This is a genomic window from Schaedlerella sp. (assembly GCF_056796775.1).
Map to the genome: position 1 here is coordinate 1 of NZ_JBQIKP010000061.1, position 23,938 is coordinate 23,938.

At 49.7% G+C, this 23,938-nt stretch carries 21 protein-coding genes and 1 pseudogene; 19 read left to right on the forward strand and 3 right to left on the reverse strand.

Annotation, left to right across the window (positions count from 1 at the left end; translation table 11 throughout):
• The 7 genes and pseudogenes from ACTOY7_RS19050 to tnpC form a co-directional block, all read left to right on the forward strand.
• Positions 1-268, forward strand: a pseudogene (locus ACTOY7_RS19050) (GDP-L-fucose synthase); the annotation flags it as partial.
• A gap of 13 nt (positions 269-281) precedes the next feature.
• A complete protein-coding gene (locus ACTOY7_RS19055; protein ID WP_482672750.1) occupies positions 282-1,619 on the forward strand; it encodes a sugar phosphate nucleotidyltransferase in 1,338 nt (445 codons plus the stop codon).
• Positions 1,616-2,602, forward strand: coding sequence for a type I phosphomannose isomerase catalytic subunit (locus ACTOY7_RS19060; protein ID WP_482672751.1), 987 nt, complete (start codon positions 1,616-1,618; stop codon positions 2,600-2,602). Before ACTOY7_RS19055 ends, ACTOY7_RS19060 begins: the two co-directional genes overlap by 4 nt.
• 199 nt (positions 2,603-2,801) lie before the next feature.
• Positions 2,802-3,722, forward strand: a complete 921-nt coding sequence (locus ACTOY7_RS19065; RefSeq protein WP_482672546.1) for a glycosyltransferase family 2 protein — start codon at positions 2,802-2,804, stop codon at positions 3,720-3,722.
• A 194-nt stretch (positions 3,723-3,916) separates the two neighbouring features.
• On the forward strand, positions 3,917-4,114 hold the full coding sequence (locus ACTOY7_RS19070) for a hypothetical protein (protein ID WP_004068781.1): 198 nt from the start codon (positions 3,917-3,919) through the stop codon (positions 4,112-4,114).
• Positions 4,114-4,485 carry an IS66 family insertion sequence element accessory protein TnpB gene (gene tnpB, locus ACTOY7_RS19075; RefSeq protein ID WP_482672753.1) on the forward strand — a complete coding sequence of 124 codons (372 nt, stop codon included), beginning with the start codon at positions 4,114-4,116 and terminating at the stop codon, positions 4,483-4,485. The genes ACTOY7_RS19070 and tnpB overlap by 1 nt, the downstream gene beginning before the upstream one ends.
• A 144-nt stretch (positions 4,486-4,629) precedes the next feature.
• Positions 4,630-6,273, forward strand: a complete 1,644-nt coding sequence (tnpC, locus tag ACTOY7_RS19080) for an IS66 family transposase (RefSeq protein ID WP_160285220.1) — start codon at positions 4,630-4,632, stop codon at positions 6,271-6,273.
• A 146-nt stretch (positions 6,274-6,419) separates the two neighbouring features.
• Here tnpC and ACTOY7_RS19085 read toward each other — a convergent pair whose 3' ends face one another.
• Positions 6,420-6,659: a hypothetical protein gene (locus ACTOY7_RS19085; protein ID WP_482672752.1), complete on the reverse strand. Its 240-nt coding sequence runs from the start codon at positions 6,657-6,659 to the stop codon at positions 6,420-6,422.
• A 91-nt stretch (positions 6,660-6,750) separates the two neighbouring features.
• The gene (locus tag ACTOY7_RS19090; protein WP_482672351.1) at positions 6,751-8,454 is read right to left on the reverse strand and encodes an AAA family ATPase; all 1,704 of its coding nucleotides are present in this window, start codon (positions 8,452-8,454) and stop codon (positions 6,751-6,753) included.
• Positions 8,455-8,785: 331 nt separating this feature from the next.
• Here ACTOY7_RS19090 and ACTOY7_RS19095 point away from each other — a divergent pair, with 331 nt between their 5' ends.
• From ACTOY7_RS19095 to ACTOY7_RS19150, 12 genes are all read left to right on the forward strand, one after another.
• On the forward strand, positions 8,786-10,261 hold the full coding sequence (locus tag ACTOY7_RS19095; protein WP_482671492.1) for a UDP-N-acetylmuramoyl-L-alanyl-D-glutamate--2,6-diaminopimelate ligase: 1,476 nt from the start codon (positions 8,786-8,788) through the stop codon (positions 10,259-10,261).
• Between the two features lie 77 nt (positions 10,262-10,338).
• Positions 10,339-12,567, forward strand: coding sequence for a replication restart helicase PriA (gene priA / locus ACTOY7_RS19100; RefSeq protein ID WP_482671493.1), 2,229 nt, complete (start codon positions 10,339-10,341; stop codon positions 12,565-12,567).
• Positions 12,568-12,609: 42 nt separating this feature from the next.
• Positions 12,610-13,089: a peptide deformylase gene (gene def / locus ACTOY7_RS19105; protein ID WP_300885731.1), complete on the forward strand. Its 480-nt coding sequence runs from the start codon at positions 12,610-12,612 to the stop codon at positions 13,087-13,089.
• Positions 13,090-14,046, forward strand: a complete 957-nt coding sequence (fmt, locus tag ACTOY7_RS19110) for a methionyl-tRNA formyltransferase (protein ID WP_482671494.1) — start codon at positions 13,090-13,092, stop codon at positions 14,044-14,046. It abuts the gene before it with no gap.
• A 130-nt stretch (positions 14,047-14,176) separates the two neighbouring features.
• Complete coding sequence (locus ACTOY7_RS19115) at positions 14,177-14,884, forward strand: zinc metallopeptidase (protein WP_394683561.1); 708 nt, start codon at positions 14,177-14,179, stop codon at positions 14,882-14,884.
• 105 nt (positions 14,885-14,989) lie between these two features.
• Positions 14,990-16,396, forward strand: a complete 1,407-nt coding sequence (gene rsmB / locus ACTOY7_RS19120; RefSeq protein ID WP_482671495.1) for a 16S rRNA (cytosine(967)-C(5))-methyltransferase RsmB — start codon at positions 14,990-14,992, stop codon at positions 16,394-16,396.
• Between the two features lie 123 nt (positions 16,397-16,519).
• Entirely contained in the window at positions 16,520-17,572 is a 1,053-nt protein-coding gene (gene rlmN / locus ACTOY7_RS19125; protein ID WP_482671496.1) for a dual-specificity RNA methyltransferase RlmN, read from the forward strand.
• Positions 17,569-18,312: a Stp1/IreP family PP2C-type Ser/Thr phosphatase gene (locus tag ACTOY7_RS19130; RefSeq protein ID WP_160283283.1), complete on the forward strand. Its 744-nt coding sequence runs from the start codon at positions 17,569-17,571 to the stop codon at positions 18,310-18,312. Before rlmN ends, ACTOY7_RS19130 begins: the two co-directional genes overlap by 4 nt.
• A complete protein-coding gene (gene pknB / locus ACTOY7_RS19135; protein ID WP_160283284.1) occupies positions 18,306-20,351 on the forward strand; it encodes a Stk1 family PASTA domain-containing Ser/Thr kinase in 2,046 nt (681 codons plus the stop codon). The genes ACTOY7_RS19130 and pknB overlap by 7 nt, the downstream gene beginning before the upstream one ends.
• Before the next feature lie 77 nt (positions 20,352-20,428).
• Positions 20,429-21,307, forward strand: a complete 879-nt coding sequence (rsgA, locus tag ACTOY7_RS19140) for a ribosome small subunit-dependent GTPase A (protein WP_482671497.1) — start codon at positions 20,429-20,431, stop codon at positions 21,305-21,307.
• Positions 21,308-21,332: 25 nt separating this feature from the next.
• Positions 21,333-21,995 (forward strand): ribulose-phosphate 3-epimerase, encoded by a 663-nt coding sequence (rpe, locus tag ACTOY7_RS19145; protein ID WP_482671498.1) that lies wholly within the window; start codon positions 21,333-21,335, stop codon positions 21,993-21,995.
• Positions 21,988-22,680 (forward strand): thiamine diphosphokinase, encoded by a 693-nt coding sequence (locus ACTOY7_RS19150; protein ID WP_160283287.1) that lies wholly within the window; start codon positions 21,988-21,990, stop codon positions 22,678-22,680. Before rpe ends, ACTOY7_RS19150 begins: the two co-directional genes overlap by 8 nt.
• Before the next feature lie 941 nt (positions 22,681-23,621).
• Here ACTOY7_RS19150 and ACTOY7_RS19155 read toward each other — a convergent pair.
• On the reverse strand, positions 23,622-23,938 hold a 317-nt coding region (locus ACTOY7_RS19155), incomplete at its 5' end, for a hypothetical protein (RefSeq protein ID WP_482672547.1).

Here is a 23,938-nt window from a genome sequence, read left to right on the forward strand (position 1 = left end):
GATGAACAACTACAGCGGTGATGAAACGATTAATGCGGGAACAGGGAAAGAACTGACAATTAAATCTCTCACAGAACTTGTGGCAAAGGTTGTCGGTTATGAGGGTGAGATACTGTGGGATACAAGTAAGCCTAACGGCACGCCAAGAAAGCTTTTAGATGTGAGTAAGGCGACAGAACTTGGGTGGAAGTATAAGACAGAACTGGAAGAGGGGATAAGGCGGTCATATGCTGACTTTCAAAATAATCCGATGAGGGCGGAAAGGTAGGAGGTGAACTGTCATGAATATCATCCTTTTGTCTGGTGGGAGTGGAAAACGTCTCTGGCCGCTGTCTAATGACATACGTTCTAAACAGTTTATAAAAATATTTAAAAGAGAGGATGGAAACGGCTTCGAGTCTATGGTACAACGGATATATAGACAGATTAAAACTGTGGATCCAAGTTCAACTGTTACAATAGCAACATCCAAATCGCAGGTTTCAGCAATCCATAATCAACTGGGTGAGAGTGCGGGGATTTCAGTGGAACCTTGTAGAAGAGATACTTTTGCGGCGATAGCGTTGGCTACTAGCTATTTACACGATGTCAAAGGTGTGAATAAGGATGAAGCAGTGGTAGTTTGCCCGGTAGACCCTTATGTAGATGAGGGGTATTTTCGCTGTGTTCGCAGGCTGTATGATGCAGCGAAAAATGATGTTTCTGACCTGGTACTCATGGGAATAGAGCCTACATACCCTTCGGAGAAGTACGGGTATATAATACCGACCTTATCTTTTGATGGGAAGATACAGTATTCCTTTACTGAGAAGCCAGATGAAAAGATGGCAAAAGAATATATTGCTCGGCATGCACTCTGGAATGGCGGTGTGTTTGCATATAAGCTTTCTTATGTGCTGGATAAGAGTAGGGAACTTTTGGGAAGCAGCGATTATGATACCCTTTACAGTAGCTACAGATCCTTAAAGGAGATATCCTTCGATTATGCAGTTGTAGAACAGGAAGAGAGTATAAGTGTCGTAAAATATTCCGGTACATGGAAAGACTTGGGTACGTGGAATACGCTCACAGAGGCGATGGAGGAACCTGTAATTGGCGATGCCATAATTTCTAATAGCTGTAATGATGTACATATTCTTAACGAATTAGGTATTCCGGTCTTGGCGATAGGAGTGCATGATCTGATTATCTCAGCCTCTGCAGAAGGGATATTAGTTTCAGATAAGCATGAATCTTCTTATATAAAGCCCTATGTAGATGAAATAAAGCAGCCGATTAAATTCGCTGAAAAAAGCTGGGGCTCATATTGTGTTCTCGATGTGCAGGAAACTTCCATGACGGTATTAGTTACGCTAAATCCCTCTCATAAAATGAATTATCACAGCCATGAGCATCGAGATGAAGTTTGGACTGTTGTGAGAGGAAGCGGAAAAACAGTAGTTGATGGGATGGAACAAATAATTAACCCAGGAGACGTGGTGACAATGCAGGCGGGATGTAAGCACACAGTAATAGCTGGAGAAGATGGATTGCGGCTTATTGAAGTTCAGCTGGGAGAATGCATTACCGTTTCAGATAAGAAGAAATATGAGATGCCGGTATCGGCTATAGGCATATGAGTGGTATGAACCTTCCGTTTCTCTTAAAGCCGTCTGCAAAGGAGTACTTGTGGGGCGGGAGTAGGCTGAATGATGATTTTAATTTAGGATTACATGCAGATTCTCTTGCTGAGGCATGGGTATGCAGCACGCATCCTGATGGAGAGTCAAAGACATCAACAGGCGAAAGCTTAAGGACTGTGTTAGAGAATCATCCGGATTATCTTGGAACACACGCCTTAAGTCTTGTAGATGGAAGAGCTGATCTGCCAATATTGATAAAGCTGATTGATGCGAAAAAAGATTTATCGGTTCAGGTGCATCCTGATGATAAATACGCTTCAATTCATGAGCACAGCTTGGGTAAGACCGAGATGTGGTATGTGCTTGACGCAAAGCCAGATTCATCACTTATTTATGGCTTTAGTAGAGACATTAATGCTGCAACTGTCTGCGATGCAATAAATACAGGAGTGATAGGTCGCTATTTGAATACTGTAAAGGTGAAGAAAAATGATGTGTTTTTGGTAGAACCGGGGACTGTTCACGCTATTGGGGCGGGATGCCTTATCGCTGAGATACAGGAATCTTCTAATATTACATATCGCTTATTTGACTATGACAGAATTGATAAAAACGGGACAAAAAGAGAACTTCACATAAACCGTGCTTTGGACGTGGCAAACCTCAATTCATCTGCAACACCTCGTCAGCCAATGAGGGTGTTGAAATATAAACCTGGATATGCAAGCGAATTGTTGACACGTTGTAAGTACTTCCAGATAGAGAGACTTTTGTTGAACACAGAGATATGCAGGGATTTAGTAGAGTTCAGGACAGGAAGTAATTCCTTTCATGCATTGCTTTGCGTGGAGGGGTGTGGCTCTATTTTACTGAATAGGGGGATGCTGAACTTCTTTAAAGGAGATTGCGTATTTGTTCCGGCTGAAAGTGTTTCGCTAAAACTGCATGGAAAAGCACAGATATTGAATGTAAGTTGTTAATCATTTTTGCATGAGTAAGAGAAAAACAGCGTATTTTCAAGGATCTTATTGCTTCCTGGATTTTGCGGAGAGGCTATTTAGTGTCTAATATTTGACTTTAAGGATATTATGGAAAGAATAAAAATGAATGGTATATGAATTATATGGTAACTGTTTTTTTGCTTTGTGGAATAGTATATTAGTGGAGAGATGTATTATCATGATATCTTTGATTGTGCCTTGCCTCAATGAAGAGAGCGCAATTCCGTCTTTTTACGAAGAGTTAATGAAAGTACAAGAGAGTCTTGATGAAATTGAGATTATATTTGTAGATGACGGAAGTACAGATAAAACAATTAAAGTTATCAAAAAATTACAGGAAAAAGATAGTCGAGTGCATTTTATATCATTTTCAAGAAACTTTGGTAAGGAGGCGGCAATGCTCGCTGGCCTTGAATATTCAAAGGGAGATTATGTGGTCACTATGGATGTTGACTTGCAGGACCCACGGTCATTGCTTCCGGAAATGTACAGGGCACTAATTGATAGCGAAAGTGAGTACGACTGCGTGGCAACAAGAAGGAAAGACAGGAAGGGCGAGTCAATGATTCGCTCCTTCTTTTCCAGATGCTTTTATAAATTGATTGGGTATTTTTCTTCAACGCCAATTATTGATGGGGCTAGAGATTATAGATTTATGTCCCGGAAAATGGCAGATGCCGTTATAAATGATCGTGAGTATAATCGTTTTTCAAAAGGACTGTATTCATGGGTGGGATTCAACACACTCTGGCTGGAATATGAGAATATAGAACGGAGCACAGGAACTACAAAATGGTCACTTTGGACGCTGTTCAAGTATTCTGTAGAAGGAATACTTGCCTATTCGACGGTTCCGTTATCGGTGATATCATTTATTGGTATTGTAACATTTTTTCTGGCATTTATTGGATTGATAGTTGTATTTGTTCGAGCATTGCTGTTTGGAGATCCAGTCGCAGGATGGCCCTCTCTTGTTTGCATAATAACGTTGCTCGGAGGATTGATTTTATTATGCCTTGGGATTATTGGTTTATATTTGTCAAAGATTTATCTGGAAACAAAGAAACGTCAAATTTATATTGTTAAGGATCAAGGATAGGAATACCATTTAGGAACTGTTTACGTAATGACCCCGGAACGAGGATAAACTCGTTGCCGGGGCATTTTCCTTTCATCCATCTGCTTAATAGATTTGACAGCTATTCGTAAGCGCCTCAAAAGATGGCGTAGTGCATTTCCCATCCATTCCTGCTATACTGATAGACATCATATAACGAAAGGAGTGAAATCCGAATGGGAAATGGAAAACAGGAACCAGCCATCGCATTCGCAGAGGTATCCCGTCCTGTGAGGTCATCCTGTCCACAGCATTCCTCTCCTGCATTTGACGGAAGATTCATGATCTACTGTCAGGGGATGAAGTTATTCATACCGGAAGACTTCCAGACAGATACACTGTTGAAGTTACTCCGGGTGATGAAGCAACTATGATGAGGCGTTTGGCGGAAGATGCCAGCCACATATTTCTGGCATGCGGTGCCACCGATTTCCGCAAACAGATCTCAGGACTGGTCTCCATAGTCAGCATGCAGTTCAAACTGGACCCTTTCCAGGGAACTTGTGTCTTTATATTCTGTAATAAGAAAAGAGATTCTATCAAGGTTCTGAGATATGACAAAAACGGTTTCCTTCTTGCTACAAAAAAACTATTGGATGGAATGAAATTTCAGTGGCCCCGTACTCCTAACGAAGTGAAGCAGATCTCCTCCCAACAGGTAGAATGGCTGTTACAAGGCTTAAAAATCGAACAGGAAAAGGCACACCATCCGGTAAAAAGAACCCTGGAAAATTCTTGTTTTTAGGCTTCGTAAAGTTGACGGTAAAATCTACGAAAATCGTTGAAAATTCGGCGCTTTTTGCGTTTTTTTCTATGCCTTGGAGGTGGTAAAATTCCCTCAAAAATGTTATAATTAAATTAGATAAAATAGGAAGGGAACATACCACCAATGACACCGCAGGAGGAGCTGGCTGCATTACGCCATCTTATTGAAAAACAGCAGAAAGAGATCGCGGAAAAAGACGCGGTCATTGAAAAACAGAATGCCCAGCTTGAAAAGCAGCGTATCCAGATTGAAAATATGATCCAGGCGCTTCTCCATGCGCGTAAAAAAATGTTCGGGGCTTCTACGGAAGCAACGAAGCAGGTCGAGGGGCAGCTTTTTCTTTTTGAAGAAGCGCAAAAGCTGGCGGAACAGCTTCATGTGGAGCAAAAAAAGATTAAGGTTAAGCCTTATACCCGGACACCACGCAAACCAGGTGTCCGGGCTGAAATGCTTGCCGGCCTGCAAACAGAAATCGAAGAATATATGATCCCGGAAGGGGAGACCTGCAGCAAATGCGGCGGGGAACTCAAAGTCATTGGAAAGCGGATCGTCCGGACAGAGGTCGAGTTTGAACCTGCAAAACTGAAAGTGCGGCAGATTGTACAGCAGGTAGCAAAATGCACGGTATGCGGTACGGATGGGGCAGACAATCCCAATTGCCATTTCCAGAAAGCGGCAGTCCCGATCCCGCCATTGCCCCATTCCCTGTCCACCCCATCCCTGATCGCCCAGGTAATGTACCAAAAGTTCATAATGGGGATCCCTTTCGCCCGGCAGGAAAGGGACTGGTACCGGCTGGGGCTGGTCTTGCCAAGGAATGTCATGGCAAACTGGGTCATCCGGTGCTGCCAGGAATGGCTGGAGCCTCTTTACTGGCGGATCCTTGAAATGCTGGCAGCATGCGGCGTGCTCCATATGGATGAGACCAGGATCCAGTGCAATAAAGAAGCAGGAAAGAAGGCCAGCAGTGAATCCTTCATCTGGGTCATACGCAGTGCCGCGTGCGAGGAGATCCAGGCAGCGTTCTTTTACTATTCCCAAACCCGGAGCGGGGATACCGCGAAAGAACTGCTGGAGAACTTCCATGGGTATCTGGTAACGGATGCTTACAGTGGATATGAGAAAGTGGAGCACATCATACGCTCACTTTGCTGGGCCCATGTCCGCAGATATTTTATAGAGAGCATCCCTTTGGATAACAGTGGAAAAGAGTTATCCGGATCCAAAGGAGCCGAAGGCCGGGAATTTATCAATCTCCTGTTCAAGGTAGAACAGGAGACCAAAGACCTTTCCTATGAGGAAAAGAAGCAAAAGCGTCAGGAGGCGTCACGCCCCATCCTGGACGCCTTCTGGTCGTGGGTTGAAAAAACCGCGGCATTAGCCACCACAAATGAGAAGCTTACGAAGGCCCTGGTCTATGCCCAAAACCAGAAAAAATATCTGGAAACCTTTCTGGAAGATGGACGCCTGCCGATCTCAAACAATCTATGTGAAGCAACGATTCGGCCATTTGCCACAGCAAGGCGGGCATGGCTCTTTGCGGATACTCCGAAAGGGGCCAAGGCGAACGCGATCCTCTATACTCTGGTAGAGAGTGCCAGAGCCAATCAGCTGAATGTGTTTGAGTACCTGAAATATCTCCTGGCAGAGATCCCGAACAGCGGCTTTTTAGAACATCCGGAGATCCTGGATGGATACCTGCCCTGGTCCAAGTCACTTCCGGAGCAATGCCGGCTGGAGCGAAAGGTAAAAAGTGCTGCTAAATAGCCAGGAACCAGACCTCGATCGGCAAAAGCCGATGGGTCCGTTTTTCTGTCATTTACAACAACTATGCAAACATAAACCTTCTATTTTCTCACCTCAGTTCTCATCCTTCCCATCTGTTCCGGATAAAACATTAAAAAACAAATAGTTCAATAAATAATGATCTCAGTATAGCAAAGTTTTGTGAGCTTTACCAGACGCCATCTTTTGAAGCGCTTACTCAACAGTGTATCTGTCTGGAAGTCTTCCGGTATGAATAACTTCATCCCCTGACAGTAGATCATGAATCTTCCGTCAAATGCAGGAGAGGAATGCTGTGGACAGGATGACCTCACAGGACGGGATACCTCTGCGAATGCGATGGCTGGTTCCTGTTTTCCATTTCCCATTCGGGTTTCACTCCTTTCGTTATATGATGTCTATCAGTATAGCAGGAATGGATGGGAAATGCACTACGCCATCTTTTGAGGCGCTTACCAGCTATTCTGAACAATACATTACCTTGCAGCTTTTTTTATAGCAGGCAATTCCATATTTATGAATTTGTTCCATCCCTTCCTGTTTAAGAACAGTCACATATCCATCGTGTTCAACCTGCTCCATTGCATTTTGACACGCTGTGTCAAAGGATCCTTTCTCCGCATATTTCACTTCGATAACGCATCCGGTCCTGGATGCCGGAATTATAATTTTAATATCCGTATACCCAATTCCTGATTCCGCATTGGATTTTACAATCCAACTCCGTTCTGCTTTCAACAGACCCAGCAGCATTCCATGATAAAAATTTTCTTTCATTTCTTTTTTTACAAAAGTATCCCTGATGCTGATGGACTCCGCCAGGAATTGGTTAAAAATCTCTTCTACAGCCTTCCCATCCCCATCCCTAATTGCCCGGCAGAACGCTTTCCAATCTGCTGTGTTGCCGGTGATCTTTACCCGAAACCAGGAACGGATCTTTTTTTCGTAGATTCCAAGGACTTCCTTATTTGGAATAACAAGACGGTACTGACCGCTCCCGGTTTCACCGGCTTTCGTCAGGTATCCGGTGGCAAAGAGAACGCTCCACAGATATGTCTGACGGGTTTCAGGATCCTGGCTGTCAAGATCTGTGTAGGTTAATTCCGGGATCAAAGTTTTTTCTACGGATTCGCCGGAAATCAGAGCTTCAATTTCTGCCTTCGTAGTCTCTGCCGCATCCGTGAGGATATCTTGGATAATGGAATTGCTGCTGCTGTTTTCCCAATGGCTTTCCATGGCAGCATCTGCTGATTCCAGAAATTTATCACACTGGTTGATCACGTCCCAGGGGCAGTATACATCTGTATGTCCGAACCGGTATCCGTCATACCATTCCTGAAACACGTCAAACTTTTCTTCCAGATTATAATAACAGAGCAGATCCCTGACCTCATTTGCTGTAAACCCAAAATATTCCGCATAACGGATGTCAGATATCGTTCTCACTTTGAAATTGTTAAGCCCCGTAAAAATGCTCTCTCTGGCAATCCGGAGGCATCCTGTAATGACCGCAAAATATAAGTTCTTATTTGTTTTAAGCACCTGACTGAACAGCGAACGGATCAGGCTGACCATCTCCGTATAATAGCCGTTCTGATATGCTTTATCCAAAGGTACGTCATATTCGTCAATCAGGACGATGGCTGGAATCCCATAATGCTTAAAAAGTAATTGGGTTAAAAGCTTTAGACTGCTGTATAGATAAAACGCTTTTTCAAAATCACCTTCTATCAATCGATTTAGCTTTTTCTTATCTGCGGGGGTCAGCTTGTTACTCTCCAAAAGAAAGTCCAGACGGCCAGCTTCTTCGCTGACAATGACTCCCAACATTCCGTATGCCGTTTGGAAATCCATCCCTTCTACATCTTTAAGGCTGATTGAGATGACAGGATACTTTCCCATATGCTGCTCACAGAGTTCAGTTTCCTCTGCAATCCCCAGGCCGTCAAATAGTGATGGCTCTGTCCCGATTTCAAAAAATGTTTTCAGCATGTCCATATTCAGGCTTTTCCCAAACCGGCGCGGCCTTGTAAACAAGTTTACACTGCCGCAGGAATCCAGCAAATCCTGGATAAAACCGGTCTTATCCACATAATAATAGCCTCTGGTCCGTATATCTTTAAAAAATTCAATCCCTATCGGCAGTTTTAATTTCGTCCCCATAGCTTCACACGTCCCTTCCCGATCTATCGGATGCAGCCAGTTTGTGATCATAGGCCATAAGCTGCTGTTCTTTTCTGTCATCTTACCATAAACCATAGTCTATATCAAGTTTGGAATCAGTACCTCAGTACCGGATCGTATTTCAGCCTGATAGAGCCCCCTGTGCGAAACCTTCCATTTGCAACCCGGGCTTCTTTGTGGTATTCTATACAAGGAAAAATAGAGCGGTTCGAGGCAGCAGGCTTGAAACCGCTGCTGTTCACAGCGGCCGGAAGCATCCTGTATCCATTCGGGCCGTGATGGAAACATGCTCTTTCAAGGAGGAACCTACATGAAGCTGAGCCAGTTATTAGAACGTTTACAATACGAGGTCATACAGGGCAGCGACCAGATCGAGATCTCGACCCTGATCAACGATTCAAGAAAGGCAGAGGAGGGCGCAGTGTTTGTCTGCATCAGCGGCGCGGTCTCGGACGGACACCGGTTTGCCCGGGAGGTTGCGGAAAAAGGCGCTTCGGCCCTGATCGTGGAAAAGGAAGTGGATGTACCGGGGGATGTGACCGTGATCCGAATGCAGGACACCCGTTACGCTCTGGCATTGATGTCCGCCGCCTATTTCGGCTATCCGGCGGAAAAATTAAAGATCATCGGTATTACCGGAACCAAGGGAAAGACCACCACCACCTATATGATCAAGTCCATCCTGGAGGATGTGGGACACAAGGTGGGGCTGATCGGAACCATCGAGGCGGTCATCGGCGAGAAGAAGATCCCGGCGGCCAACACCACTCCGGAATCTTACACCATCCACCAGTATTTTGCGGAAATGGTGGAGGCGGGCTGTGACAGCGTGGTCATGGAGGTTTCCTCCCAGGGGCTGATGCTGCACCGGACCGCGGGGATCCCCTTTGAGATCGGGATCTTCACCAACCTGGGCCATGACCATATCGGCCCCAACGAGCATAAGGACTTTGAGGACTACAAGCGGTGCAAAGGACTGCTTTTCAAGCAGTGCAGGCTGGGAATCGCCAATATAGACGATCCCTGGTATGAGGACGTGTTCCGGGGCGCGGACTGCCGGGTGGAGACCTTCGGGCTTTCGGAAAAAGCGGACCTTCGGGCGGAGGATACCCACCTGGTATCCAGACCGGGCTATCTGGGAGTTGCGTATCATGTCAGCGGAACCATGGACTTTGATGTGGAAATCGACATCCCGGGGACATTCAGCGTCTATAATTCTCTGACAGCCATTGCGGTGTGCGGCCATTTCGGCGTACAGCCGGAGGTGATCCAGAAGGCATTGAAGGCGGCGAAGGTCAAGGGAAGGATCGAGATGGTGAAGGTGTCGGATGAATTTACCCTGATGATCGACTACGCCCACAACGCCATGAGTCTGGAAAGCCTTTTGACCACCTTGAAGGAATACCATCCTGCCCGCCTGGTGTGCCTCTTCGGATGCGGAGGGAACCGCTCCAAAGACCGCAGGTACGAGATGGGCGAGGTGTCCGGGCGGCTGGCGGATCTGTCCATCATCACATCCGATAATCCCCGGTTTGAGGAGCCCCAGGCCATCATCGACGATATCAAGGTGGGGATCGGAAAAACCTCCGGAAAATACGTGGAGATCTGCGACCGCAAGGAGGCCATCCGTTATGCCATTGCCAACGGACAGCCGGGAGATGTGATCGTGCTGGCCGGAAAAGGACATGAGGATTATCAGGAGATCAAAGGGAAAAAATACCCCATGGATGAACGGGTGCTCATTGCGGAGGTGCTGGAGGAACTGGCGCAGACGGCAAATATATAGATAGATGGCGCGGGAAACGTCATAAGAAAAGGACTTATGACATTTCTTTATAGAAGAGAGGGGCTGTAAGGATCTTCATGTACGCAAATATTATCATAGACATCACTCATGAAAAACTGGATAAGATCTTTCAGTACGCCGTGCCTTCCCGCCTGGAAGGCGCCCTTGACGCAGGCTGTGAGGTGGAGGTCCCTTTTGGAAAAGGAAACCGGCTGACCAAGGGGTATGTCATCGGCTTTGCAGAACAGTGCGACTACGATCCCGCGAAGATCAAGGAGATCCGGGACATTTCCCAAAAGGGCATTGCCATCGAGGGGAAACTGGTGGCCCTTGCGGCCTGGATGAAGGAACACTACGGCGGCACCATGATCCAGGCCTTGAAGATGGTTCTGCCGATCCGGCAGCAGGAGAAGGAAAAGGTGAAGAAAAAGCTCCGCCTCCTGCTGGATGAGACGGAAGGAAGGGAGAAGCTGGAATATTACCTGCACAAAAACCAGAGAGCCAGAGCCAGGCTTCTGGCAGCGCTTTTAGACGATCCGGTGCTGGATTATGAGCTGGTCAATAAAAAGCTGAACATCCCTCTTTCCGTGGTGCGGGCCCTGGAGGAGCAGGGCGTGGCCGCGCTGGAATCAGAGCGGGTGTACCGGAATCCGGTGAAACACAGGGAAGAAGCCCCGAAGCCGATCACATTTACGGAGGAACAGCAGTATGCCGTCGACCGGTTCTGGGAAGACTACGAAAAAGGGCGGTATGGGACGTACCTGATCCACGGCGTTACCGGCAGCGGCAAGACGGAGGTCTATATCGAGATGATCCGCCGGGTGGTGCTTCGCGGGCGGCAGGCGATCATGCTGATCCCGGAGATCGCGCTGACCTTCCAGACCGTCATGCGGTTTTACCGCTGCTTCGGCGATCGGGTGTCCATCATGCATTCCCGGCTGTCCGCGGGGGAGCGGTATGACCAGATGATGCGGGCCAAAGAGGGAAATATCGACGTGATGATCGGGCCCCGTTCCGCATTGTTCACGCCGTTTCCCAATCTGGGGCTGGTGGTCATTGACGAGGAGCATGAAAATACCTACAAAAGCGAGCAGGTGCCGCGCTTCCATGCCCGGGAGACGGCCATCGCCCGGGCAGAGATGGAGCAGGCCAGCGTGGTGCTGGGCTCCGCTACCCCTTCCCTGGAGGCCATGTACCGGGCAAGGGCCGGAAGCTACCGGCTGCTGGAATTGAAGAACCGTTCCGGGCAGCAGGAGCTGGCCCGGGTACATACCGTAGACCTGCGGAAGGAATTAAAGGACGGAAACCGGTCCATCCTCAGCATCCGTCTCCAGGAATTGATGGAGGACCGCCTGGAAAAAAAGGAACAGATCATGCTGTTTTTAAACCGCCGGGGCTATGCCGGCTTCGTTTCCTGCCGGGAATGCGGTTATGTGGCAAAATGCCCCCACTGCGACGTATCCTTATCCTCCCATCGGAACAAAAAGCTGGTCTGCCACTACTGCGGGTATGAGGAAGAAAAAAACGATACCTGTCCGGAATGCGGTTCCAGGCACATCGGGGAATTTCGGGCAGGGACCCAGCAGATCGAGGACATTGTAAAGGCGCGGTTCCCTGAGGCGCGGGTGCTGCGGATGGATATGGACACCACCCGGGAAAAGGACGGACACGAGAAGATCCTGGCCGCGTTTGCCAATGAGGAAGCGGATGTGCTGGTGGGCACCCAGATGATCGTGAAGGGACATGATTTTCCCAACGTGACCCTGGTGGGCATCCTGGCTGCGGATATGTCCCTGTACGCGGATGATTACCGGGCGGGAGAACGAACCTTCCAGCTTCTGGCCCAGGCCGCGGGGCGTGCGGGCAGAGGACAGAAGAAGGGGGAAGCAGTGATCCAGACATACAGTCCGGAGCATTATGCGATCGTGACGGCTGCGGCCCAGGATTACGGAGCATTTTATGAGGAAGAGATCCGCTACCGGGAGCTGATGGGATATCCACCTGTGGAAAATCTGCTGGCAGTGCTGGTAAGCTGCAGGGATGAAGCGCTCCTGGAAACAGGCTGCAGGTATCTGAGAGAATATGCCCTCCGGGTAAAAGGCAGGGAACAGGTGGAGCTGATCGGGCCTGCCAGCCCGGGAATCGGAAAAATTAATGATATATATCGAAAAGTACTCTACCTAAAAACAAAAAGATATGATACACTAGTAACGATGAAAAATCGATTGGAACAATATATTGAAGTGAATGCAGGATTTAACACCATGCGGATTCAGTTTGATTTCAATCCCATGCAGGTCTTTTGACAGACTGGCTATGAATGATAAATCAGGAGGATAGAAAGAGTTATGGCAATAAGAGAGGTTCGGGAGATGGGAGACGATATTCTGACAAAACCGTGTAAGCCGGTTCCGAAGATGACGCTCCGCACGAGGATTTTGATCCATGATATGCTGGATACCATGTACGAAAAAGCCGGCGTGGGACTGGCAGCCCCCCAGGTGGGGATCTTGAAGCAGATCATAGTGATCGATATCGGGGACGGGGAAGGCCCTCTGGTACTGATCAATCCGGAGGTGATTGAGGCATCGGGCAGCCAGACCGGAGAGGAAGCGTGCATCAGTGTTCCGGGAAAATACGGGATTGTGACCAGGCCCAATTATGTGAGGGTGCGGGCCTGCAACGAGGATATGGAAGAAGTCGAGATTGAAGGCGAAGAACTCTTAGCCAGGGCATTGTGCCATGAGATCGATCATTTATCAGGAAAGTTATATGTATACAAGACAGAGGACGGTCTTCACGATGCCGCCCCTGAGGAGGACGAATAGATGAAAGTGATATTTATGGGAACTCCGGATTTTTCCGTGGGGACGCTGGAAGCGCTGGCGGAAGCGGGGCATGAGATCTGCTTGGCCGTGACCCAGCCGGATAAGCCGAAGGGAAGAGGCAAGGAGATGCAGTTCCCGCCGGTGAAGGAAGCGGCCGTGAGCCGTGGGATTCCCGTGTTTCAGCCGAAAAAGGTACGGGATCCGGAATGTGTGGAATATTTGAAGCGTTTTCAGGCGGATGTCTGTGTGGTCGTGGCATTCGGCCAGATCCTTCCCAAAGAGATCCTGGATATGACACCCTTCGGATGCGTCAATGTCCATGCCTCGCTTCTTCCCAAATATCGTGGGGCGGCGCCCATCCAGTGGGCTATCCTCCGGGGCGAGCAGGTGACAGGCGTGACTACCATGCAAATGGATGAAGGGCTGGATACCGGCGATATGCTTTTAAAGACCGAGGTGCCGATCACCCCGGAGGAGACCGGGGAGAGCCTTCACGATAAGCTCTCCGAGGCCGGAGCCCGGCTTGCGGCGCAGACGCTGCAGGAGCTTGCGGCGGGAACCCTGCAGCCTCAGAAGCAGGGAGACAGTCCCACACCCTATGCGAAGATGCTGGATAAAAAAATGGGAAATATTGACTGGACCCGTTCCGCCGCCGAGATCGAGCGGCTGGTTCGGGGACTCAATTCCTGGCCCAGCGCTTATACCTGGTGGAACGGAAAAGTGATGAAAATCTGGAAAGCCGGTGTGAGAAATGAAGAAACCGGGCATACTACCGAAAAGGCGGCGCCGGGAACCATCCTCGCGGTGGAAAAGGATTCTTTTTCCGTGCAGACCGGGGATGGCGTGCTGCGGGTGGAGGAAGTCCAGCTTCCGGGCAAGAAGCATATGGATGTACAGGCATTTTTAAGAGGAAACGCGGTCGTGCCGGGGACATTGCTCACCGCGGCGGAGCCGTAGAAGGACTTTCTGTGTGTGAATGGTTTCTGCGCGCGGGAAATGATCCCGCAACAGGAAGCAGAGCGGACTGCTCATATTGTGCGGCAGATCTCGTTGGCCGTGAGTCTATAGACAGGGAAAGGAATAAAAAATGGGAATGTTTTATTTGGGATATGATTCGACCTATATATTGGTTTTGATCGGAGTGGCAATCTGCCTTTTGGCATCCTCACGCGTGAACAGCGTGTTCCGCAGGTATTCCACGGTTCGGAGCCGTTCCGGGCTGACCGGACGGGAGGCGGCGGAGAGGATCCTGCGGGCCAACGGGATCTACGATGTGACCGTGCGGCACATTCCGGGCAATCTGACAGACCATTATGATCCCCGGAATAAGACACTTGGGCTTTCCGATTCGACCTATGGTTCCGCTTCCGTGGCGGCGATCGGCGTGGCAGCCCATGAATGCGGCCATGCGGCGCAGCACGCCACGGGCTATGCGCCTCTCAAATTCCGAGGGGCTCTGGTTCCGGCAGCCAATTTCGGCTCCACTCTGGCATGGCCCCTGATCCTGATCGGATTGTTTCTCAGAAGCGATACCGCAGTGATTTTTATCAATATGGGGATCTTGCTGTTTTCCGCGGCAGTGCTGTTCCAGCTGGTGACTCTGCCGGTCGAGTTCAACGCTTCCAGCCGCGCGGTGAAGGTGCTGGAGACAACCGGAATGCTGTATCCGGAGGAGATCCGTCAGACCAAGGCCGTGTTGGGCGCGGCGGCGCTGACCTATGTGGCAAGCGCGGCATCCGCGATCCTGCAGCTGCTCCGTCTGCTTTTGATCACTGGAAGACGGCGGAATGACTGAGGAATCATACGGAAAGAAACGGGGCCCATTGCGCGGCCGGAGGCCATGCGGCAGGGCGCAGAGTGCAGCAGTAAGGATCCTGAACATATAGGAGATATGCAGAATATGGCGAAGCCGATAAATGAACGGGAACTGGTGCTCGGGATCCTCATGGAGGTGACGGAAAAGGGGCAGTACAGCCACATCGTCCTCCGGGAGGTTCTGGGAAAATACCAGTATCTGGATAAAAAGGAGCGTGCCTTCATCACCCGTGTCACGGAAGGTACGCTGGAACATATGATAGAGCTGGACTATATTTTGGACCGGTTCTCTAAGGTCAAGGTTAAAAAGATGAAGCCCGTGATCCGCAATATCCTGCGGAGCGCGGTCTATCAGCTCAAATACATGGACACAGTGCCGGATTCCGCGGTCTGCAATGAGGCTGTCAAGCTGGCAGTCAAAAAAGGCTTTGCGGGCTTGCGGGGATTTGTAAACGGGGTTCTCCGGAGCACGGCTGCCGGGCTGAATGGGGTAGCGTATCCAAAAGACCCCACGGAGCTGCTTTCCGTGCAGTATTCCATGCCCCGGTGGATCCTGGAGCTGTGGCTGAAAAGTTATGACAGGCAGACGGTGGAAACGATGCTGCGGGAGTTTCAGAAGGAGAAGCCTCTGATGATCCGCGGCCGGATCGGACAGGAACCGGATCTGCAGAAAACCGGAATCCGGGAGAAAGCAGGATCGGGATGTGTTCCGGCAGAAGCGGAAAGCCTTTGCAGGGAACTGGAATCCGAGGGAATCCATGTCACTCCCCATCCGTACCTGTCTTATGCGTTTTACATATCGGGGCAGGATTACCTGGGAAGGCTCAAAAGCTTTCAGGAAGGCCGCTTTTCAGTTCAGGATGCAAGCTCCATGCTGGTCTGCGAGGCGGCGGCGCCAAGAACAGGGGATACCGTCATTGACGTCTGCGCGGCGCCCGGAGGCAAGGCCGTTCACATGGCGGAAATGCTCCGGGGAACCGGATCGGTAGAAGCACGGGATCTGACTGCTTATAAAGTGGGGCTGATCCAGGAAAATATTGACCGATCCGGACTCACCAACATCCGCGCGGCCCAGATGGACGCAAGAGTGGTCGATGCCGCTTCCGTCGGAAAGGCGGATATCGTGATCGCAGACCTTCCCTGCTCCGGGCTGGGAGTCCTGGGGAAGAAAACGGATCTGAAATACAAAACAACGAAGGAGAGCATTTCCAGCCTTGTGGAGCTTCAAAGAGAGATTCTTTCCGTGGTGAAGACATATGTCAGGCCCGGCGGAATCCTGATGTACAGCACCTGTACCATCAACCCGGCGGAAAATATGGACAACGTACACTGGTTTCTGGAGCAGAACCCGGAATTTTCCATGAAGGATATCCGGGAAAATCTCTGTGAAGAGCTGAGAGAGGATGTAAAGGAACAGGGATGTCTTCAGTTATTGCCGGGGATCCACAAGAGCGACGGCTTTTTCCTGGCATGTATGCGGAAAGAACGGTGATTGCCGCGTAGAGCGGCAGATAGAGTCTGCGGCTTTGAAGCAGACGGGAACCAGGAAAAGCGGATCGGAATCCTCTGACAGGATTGTGAATAGAACAGAACATAAGGAAGAGAAACAGGAAACATGAAAAAGGATATCTGTGCATATACATATGAACAATTGCAGGCAGAGATACAGGCTATGGGGGAGCGCGGCTTCCGGGCGAAGCAGATCTATGAATGGCTGCATGTCCGGCTGGCCGAGGGCTTTTCGGAAATGACGAATCTTTCCAGGGAGCTTAAGTACAGGCTGAGTGAGCAGTATGAGATCCTTCCCGTAGTCATGCTGGAAAAGCAGGAATCCCGGCTGGACGGGACCTGCAAGTTCCTGTTCCGCCTTCATGACGGCAATGTGGTGGAAAGCGTGTGGATGCGCTACCATTACGGCAATTCCGTCTGCATCTCTTCTCAGGTAGGCTGCCGCATGGGCTGCAGGTTCTGTGCTTCCGGCATCGGCGGTCTGGCGCGCGGCCTGTCTCCTTCGGAGATGCTGGGACAGGTCTACCGTCTCCAGCGGATCATGGGGGAACGGGTCTCCAACGTGGTCGTGATGGGAACCGGAGAACCTCTGGATAATTATGACAGCCTTCTCACATTTCTGAGGATCCTGACCGGGGAAAAGGGACTGCATATCAGCCAGCGGAACGTCACGGTATCCACCTGCGGGATCGTCCCGAAGATGTACGAGCTGGCGAAGGAGCATCTGCAGATCACATTGGCCTTGTCACTCCACGGCGCGACTCAGGAGAAGAGAAAGCAGTTGATGCCCGTGGCAAACGCCTATGAGCTGGAGGAGGTGCTGACGGCCTGCGACGCGTATTTCCGGGAGACCGGACGGCGGATCACATTCGAATACAGCCTGATCCGCGGAGTCAATGACACGGAAGAGGATGTCCGGGAGCTGATTCGGATCCTGGGCTCCAGAAATTGCCATCTGAACCTGATCCCCGTAAATTCGGTAAAAGAGTACGGTTTGAAACAGCCTGACAGGAAAAATGCACAGAATTTCAAAAATAAACTTGAAAAATATGGGATAAATGTTACACTAAGAAGAGAACTTGGCGCAGACATCGACGGTGCCTGCGGTCAGCTCAGAAGAAGTTATGTACGGACACGGACAGAGGAGGCAGAGTTATGAGGACATTTTCAATCACGGACGTAGGGATGGTAAGACAGGTGAATCAGGACTATGTCTACACAACAGACAATCCGCTGGGCCCTCTTCCGAATCTGTTTGTGGTGGCGGATGGGATGGGAGGCCATCAGGCCGGAGATTACGCCTCAAAGTATACGGTTGAGGTGCTGAAAAGGGAATTAGGACAGAGCCGGGAAGAGGACGTGGAGAAGGCACTGGTCTCCGCCATCAAAAAGGCAAACCAGGAGATCATCAAAAAAGCGTCCCAGGATTCTCATCTGAAGGGAATGGGAACGACGATCGTGGTAGCGACGATCGTCCGGCAGATGATGTATTTTGCAAATGTAGGCGACAGCCGGCTGTATCTCATCAATCAGGGTATCACCCAGCTGACCAAGGATCATTCCCTGGTGGAAGAAATGGTGCGTCTCGGAGGGATCAAGCCGGAGGAGGCGAAGCACCATCCGGATAAGAATATCATCACCCGCGCGATCGGGGCAAAGGATACGGTAGATGTGGATTTTTACGAGCATCGTCTGAAAAAAGGAGACATCATACTGATGTGTACGGACGGACTCAGCAATATGGTAGAGGATGAGGAATTATTCCATATTGTGCAGGGGGGACGGGATATCGTGGAAGCAGGCACATCCCTTGTAGCAGCGGCAAAAGAAAACGGTGGTACCGACAATATCGGAGTCGTGCTGACAGAACCGTTTACGGATGAGGTGACTATATGTTAAAGGAAGGAATCTTTTTGGGAAAACGTTATGAGATCCTGGAGCGGGTCGGCTCCGGGGGCATGGCGGATGTATATAAAGGGAAGGATCACAAGCTGAATCGCTTTGTGGCGGTAAAGGTGCTCAAGAGCGATTACCGCTCGGACGAGATATTTATCCAGAAGTTCTTAAGTGAAGCCCAGGCGGCGGCCGGACTGATGCATCCCAATGTGGTGAATGTGTATGACGTGGGACAGGACCGGGGCCTGTACTATATGGTCATGGAGCTGGTGGAAGGCATTACGCTGAAGGATTATATTGAAAAAAAAGGGCAGCTTTCGGCAAATGAGACCATCAGTATCTCCATCCAGATGGCGACCGGGATCCAGGCGGCCCATGACCAGCACATTATCCATCGGGATATCAAGCCTCAGAATATCATCATTTCTATAGATGGCAAGGTGAAGGTGACGGATTTCGGAATTGCCCGGGCAACCACCTCGACCCAGACGATCAGTACGAATGTGATGGGCTCGGTGCATTATACTTCACCGGAGCACGCAAAGGGCGGCAATGTGGATGAGAAGAGCGACATCTATTCCGCCGGGATCACGATGTATGAGATGATCACCGGACATGTGCCCTTTGACGGGGACTCCACGGTATCCGTGGCGATCAAGCATCTGCAGGAGGAGATTCCTTCGCCTGTGAAGGAGGTGCCGGAGATCCCCTACAGTCTGGAATGCATTATTTTAAAATGTACACAAAAGAATGCGGAACGCCGGTATCAGAACTGCCAGGAGCTGATCCTGGACCTGAAGCGTTCCCTGGTAGACCCGGAAGGGGACTTTGTGAATAACCCGGAATATATACCTGGAGGTGATGAGACGATCATGATGTCAGATGAAGACCAGAGACGAGTCCAGAGCAGGAATAATTACCAGCAGGATTACTACGAGGATGAAGAGGATTATAACGATGGATACGGAGATGACGGTTACGGCGACGAGGAATACGACGACTATGAGGATGATTATGAGCGCAATCGGGGAAACGGCGACAGCGGATCGGTTGTAAGCAGCGTCCTGAAGGTGGTTGTGACACTGGCGATCATCATCATTGCGGCTGTCGTGATCTTTATGATCGTAAAGTCCGAAGGACTTTTTGATAAGCTCTCCGTAGACAGTCCCATCAAGGAAGAGGAAGAGACGAAGCAGGTCAGTGTGCCTTATGTGGTCGGCCTGACTGAGGCAGAAGCAAAGGATTCGCTGTCCGGGGAGGGGCTTGGCTACGGCGTGGAAGACAGAGTACAGTCCGATGAGTATGAGAGGGGCAAGATCATCAGCCAGACTCCGGAGGCGGATCAGAAGGTGGATGTAAATACGGAGATCAGGGTCGTGGTCAGTCTGGGCAAGGCGGTTGAGAAGAAGAAGGTGCCTGAGGTGGCAGGCCAGGATGAGGCCGCCGCCAGGAACGTGATGACCAACAGCGGCTTTGTGGTGGACGTGGAGCAGAAGGAAGACGATAACGTACCGGCAGGCAAGGTCATTACGACCGCGCCGGCAGGCGGCGTTGAGGTCGTGGAAGGGACCAAGATCATCCTGTATGTCAGCAAGGGCTCCAATAAAGTGACGGTACCGCCATTGAAGGGTCTCACAAAGGAAGAGGCAGCCAATACGCTGTCGGCGATGGAACTGTCAGGAAGCGTATCCGGGGAAGAGTTCAGCGACGACGTGGAAGAGGGCAAGATCATCAGCCAGAGTCCCGCTGCCGGAGAGAAGGTTCCTAAGAATACGGCGATCACTTATGTAGTGAGCAAAGGGAAGGAAGACAAGGACGACGACAAAGATCCGGATCGTCCGTCATATCCGGGCAACAGCGGCGGAGATGTGCCGAATGTCAAAGGCATGGAGGTCGGGTATGCAATGAGCATACTGGACAGCTACGGATATCCGGCAAGTATCGAAAGATACGAATCCAGCAGTACAATGATCTCCGGTTATGTCATCTCTCAGACGTTATACGATGACGGAACGGTAGGGCTGGTGGTCAGCGAGAATTAAAACAGGAAGGATGTTTCGGAGATGATCCTGCCGCGGGACATTTCCGAAATATCTGTTTTCAGATGCGAAAGGGTTTTATGAAGGGAAAGATCGTGAAAGGGATTGCCGGATTCTACTACGTTAACGTGGCAGGATCCGGCCTTTATGAGTGTAAGGCGAAGGGGATTTTCCGAAAGGAAAAGATCAAACCGCTGGTCGGTGATGAGGTGGAGATTGAGGTACTGGACGAGACGGAGAAGACCGGCAGTCTGGAACGCATCCTGCCCAGAAGGAATGAACTGATCCGCCCGGCTGTGGCAAATATCGATCAGGCGCTGGTCATTTTTGCGGTGACAGATCCAAAGCCGCATTTTAATCTGCTGGACCGGTTTCTGGTCATGATGGAAAGAAAAGAAATCCCGGTGGCGCTCTGTTTCAACAAAAGGGACATTGCAAAGCCGGAGGAAGCCAGGACATTGCGGGAGATCTACGTACCTTGCGGCTATCCGCTGATCCTGGCAAGCGCTCTGACAACGGAGAATATAGAATGCATCCGGGAGGTCCTGCGTGGAAAGACGACAGCGGTTGCCGGCCCTTCCGGGGTGGGAAAATCTTCCCTGATCAATCTGCTGCAGCCTCAGGCCCAAATGGAGACCGGCAGCATCAGCCGGAAGATTGCCAGAGGAAAGCATACCACCCGGCATTCGGAGCTCATTTGCATTGAGGAAGACTCTTATATTATGGACACACCAGGGTTCAGCTCCCTTTATGTGCATGATTTTGAGAAAGAAGAGCTGAAACATTATTTTCGTGAATTCCGGCCCCTGGAAGGGCACTGTCGGTTCAACGGATGCAGCCATGTCCATGAGCCGGGCTGTGCGGTGAAGGAGGCTGTGGAGGACGGTGAGATACACAGGGTACGGTATGAGAATTATGTGGAGATGTACCGGGAGCTGCAGGAGAAGAGGAAGTATTAGACTGATGATGAAAAAGGAGCAGGATATGAAAAGAATATTGGCGCCGTCGATCTTATCGGCGGACTTTAAGATATTAGGAGAGCAGATGAAGCTCTGTGCGGACGGCGGGGCCGGATACCTGCATTTTGACGTGATGGACGGGATGTTTGTACCGAATATCTCCTTCGGGATCCCGGTGCTGGAATGTGTGAAGGGATTTGAAGGAATGGTGATGGATGTGCATCTCATGATCCAGGATCCTATCCGTTATGTGGACAAGTTCTGTGACACGGGAGCGGATATCGTGAACGTCCACTATGAGGCCTGCGGCGATCTGCAGGCAGTACTGGGCAAGATCCACGGCCGGGGGCGGAAGGCGGGGATCACGATCAAGCCGGCCACTCCGGTGGATGTGCTGGAGCCGTTTCTGGATCAGGCGGAGCTGTTTTTGATTATGTCGGTGGAGCCGGGGCTGGGCGGACAGTCCTTTATTCCATCCTCCCTGGATAAGATCCGCAGGCTCAGAGAGCTTTTGGACGCACAGGGACTTACAGCGGATCTGGAAGTGGACGGCGGGGTATACCACAGCAATGTGCGGGAGGTTCTGGACGCGGGGGCAAATGTGATCGTGTCGGGTTCCTCTGTATTCCGGGGCAGTATTGAAGAAAATGTTTCAGGCTTTATGGAGATTTTTAAAGAATATGAGTAAACGCACGGTGATCGTCAGCGGGGGACTGCTGGAGGAAGCATTTGTTTTGGAGATTTTGAAAAGTGAAGAGACAGAATTTATCGTTGCGGCGGACCGCGGACTGATCTTTTTGTATGAGCACCAGATCCTTCCGGACTATATCGTGGGGGATTTTGACAGCACGCCGGAGGAAATCGTGTCCTATTACCGCAATGAAACCAGGGTTCCGATCCGGAAGTTTAATCCGGTAAAGGATGCTTCGGACACGGAGATCGCGCTGCTGCTCTGTCTGGAGCTTGGCAGGAAGCATGTGGTGATACTGGGCGCGACCGGGAACCGCGCGGACCATCTCTGGGCCAATGTACAGGTGTTGAATCTTGCGTTGGACGCAGGAGTGGATGCCCGGATCCTGGACAGCTATAATCAGATCCGTCTGCTGGACCGAGGGATCACTCTTCGCCGGGAAGAGGCGTTCGGACCCTATTTTTCGGTATTTCCGCTAGCGGGAATGGTGGCGGACTTTAATATCCTTGGGGCAAAATATCCCCTTTATCACCATCTGCTCACCCCTCATGACAGCCTGTGCGTCAGCAATGAATTTGCGGAGGACGAGGTGGAGATTTCCTTCCCGCTGGGAGAGGTGATCCTGATGGAGACACGGGATACGCCGAAGACGGCGGATGGAATGAGGAGTTTATTCATATAGGCAAAGAGCCGCGCTAAAAAAGCGGCAGCGGAGAAAATAGAAAGAGAGGAGAACAGATGCGGATAGAGTACAGCAAAAAAGCCGCAAAATATATTAGCAGTCTGGACAGACCGACAAAACAACGAATAAAGAAAGCAATTGAGGGATTGACGGAATAGCCGCCGAAAGGTGATATAAAGCCGTTGCAGGGATTTTCAGACAGGCGCAGAGGTTGAGGGTAGGAAATATACAGGATTGTATATAATTGCCTTCAAAACGGGGAAATAGAGCGGGCAGTAAAGGAGATTGAGAACGGTGAAACCGTAAAACATGAAGATATTAACTAGTATAGCATTGCGTATATAATGGTGAATAATGTGTCTGATATTTTTGTCAGGACAAGGCGGAGGAAAGAGGCGATGCGGTGGCATCGTTGATTGACGACAACGCAGTGCTGGCAGAAATAGCAGGTGCAGTATTCACCGTTAATTACGCAATGCTGTACTAGGCTTAACAGACACAAGGTTGAAAGATGCGGGATCGAGAGATTTTCCATGCATGTGCTGCATTATACTCGCTAAAAGATAAAAATTTTGCAGATGATTCTCGAACTTTCTAAGAATAGGAATTACCATGAATTTGTATGAACGACCGATGACCAAGGAGGTATATAAATAAAATGAAATTAGGAATCGTAATTTGCGAGCCTATTTTTCATAAGTTGTTATATCTCTATAAATGTTGTTAAAGCATTATAAATCAAGGGTTCCCACGAAATCAGACTCATATATAAATTGTTATAAATTCATATATCATAGAAAATTGGCACTCGGTGGCATGCGGTAAAATCAAAAGAACAGATAGAAAAGAATATAGCAGAGGCCAAGGATTGCTCTAAATTAGCATCAATAAGAATAAGAAAGCCGGCAGGAGAGGATGTAGTTCCAGACCTGCCGGCTGTTTTATTTTGTCTCTTTATTTTGACAATCACGTTCAATGGTTTCATTGATGGCACGATTGATAAACTGAGTGGCACTTTCATCCATGCTGGCAGCATGCTCTTGTACCTCAGTTCGGTGTTTAGGTGTCATACGCACTTTTACTTCTACAAATTTACTATTATATCTTGCATTAGCTTCTCTACGAGCCTGAGTCAATTTACGACCAGGCTTTTTGTTTATCGGCTTTAGCCGGTTGAGTACGACGGAGTTTTTCGTGTTCCGAAAAATGGAGGCGTGCGAAACAAAAAACCACCTGCTATGCGGGTGGTGTAGCAAGT

Coding starts and splice junctions, on each gene's coding strand:
- ACTOY7_RS19055 (WP_482672750.1), top strand. CDS start 282: ATGAATATCATCCTTTTGTCTGGTGGGAGTGGAAAACGTCTCTGGCCG.
- ACTOY7_RS19060 (WP_482672751.1), top strand. CDS start 1,616: ATGAGTGGTATGAACCTTCCGTTTCTCTTAAAGCCGTCTGCAAAGGAG.
- ACTOY7_RS19065 (WP_482672546.1), top strand. CDS start 2,802: ATGATATCTTTGATTGTGCCTTGCCTCAATGAAGAGAGCGCAATTCCG.
- ACTOY7_RS19070 (WP_004068781.1), top strand. CDS start 3,917: ATGGGAAATGGAAAACAGGAACCAGCCATCGCATTCGCAGAGGTATCC.
- tnpB (WP_482672753.1), top strand. CDS start 4,114: ATGAGGCGTTTGGCGGAAGATGCCAGCCACATATTTCTGGCATGCGGT.
- tnpC (WP_160285220.1), top strand. CDS start 4,630: ATGACACCGCAGGAGGAGCTGGCTGCATTACGCCATCTTATTGAAAAA.
- ACTOY7_RS19085 (WP_482672752.1), bottom strand. CDS start 6,659: ATGGGAAATGGAAAACAGGAACCAGCCATCGCATTCGCAGAGGTATCC.
- ACTOY7_RS19090 (WP_482672351.1), bottom strand. CDS start 8,454: ATGGGGACGAAATTAAAACTGCCGATAGGGATTGAATTTTTTAAAGAT.
- ACTOY7_RS19095 (WP_482671492.1), top strand. CDS start 8,786: ATGAAGCTGAGCCAGTTATTAGAACGTTTACAATACGAGGTCATACAG.
- priA (WP_482671493.1), top strand. CDS start 10,339: ATGTACGCAAATATTATCATAGACATCACTCATGAAAAACTGGATAAG.
- def (WP_300885731.1), top strand. CDS start 12,610: ATGGCAATAAGAGAGGTTCGGGAGATGGGAGACGATATTCTGACAAAA.
- fmt (WP_482671494.1), top strand. CDS start 13,090: ATGAAAGTGATATTTATGGGAACTCCGGATTTTTCCGTGGGGACGCTG.
- ACTOY7_RS19115 (WP_394683561.1), top strand. CDS start 14,177: ATGGGAATGTTTTATTTGGGATATGATTCGACCTATATATTGGTTTTG.
- rsmB (WP_482671495.1), top strand. CDS start 14,990: ATGGCGAAGCCGATAAATGAACGGGAACTGGTGCTCGGGATCCTCATG.
- rlmN (WP_482671496.1), top strand. CDS start 16,520: ATGAAAAAGGATATCTGTGCATATACATATGAACAATTGCAGGCAGAG.
- ACTOY7_RS19130 (WP_160283283.1), top strand. CDS start 17,569: ATGAGGACATTTTCAATCACGGACGTAGGGATGGTAAGACAGGTGAAT.
- pknB (WP_160283284.1), top strand. CDS start 18,306: ATGTTAAAGGAAGGAATCTTTTTGGGAAAACGTTATGAGATCCTGGAG.
- rsgA (WP_482671497.1), top strand. CDS start 20,429: ATGAAGGGAAAGATCGTGAAAGGGATTGCCGGATTCTACTACGTTAAC.
- rpe (WP_482671498.1), top strand. CDS start 21,333: ATGAAAAGAATATTGGCGCCGTCGATCTTATCGGCGGACTTTAAGATA.
- ACTOY7_RS19150 (WP_160283287.1), top strand. CDS start 21,988: ATGAGTAAACGCACGGTGATCGTCAGCGGGGGACTGCTGGAGGAAGCA.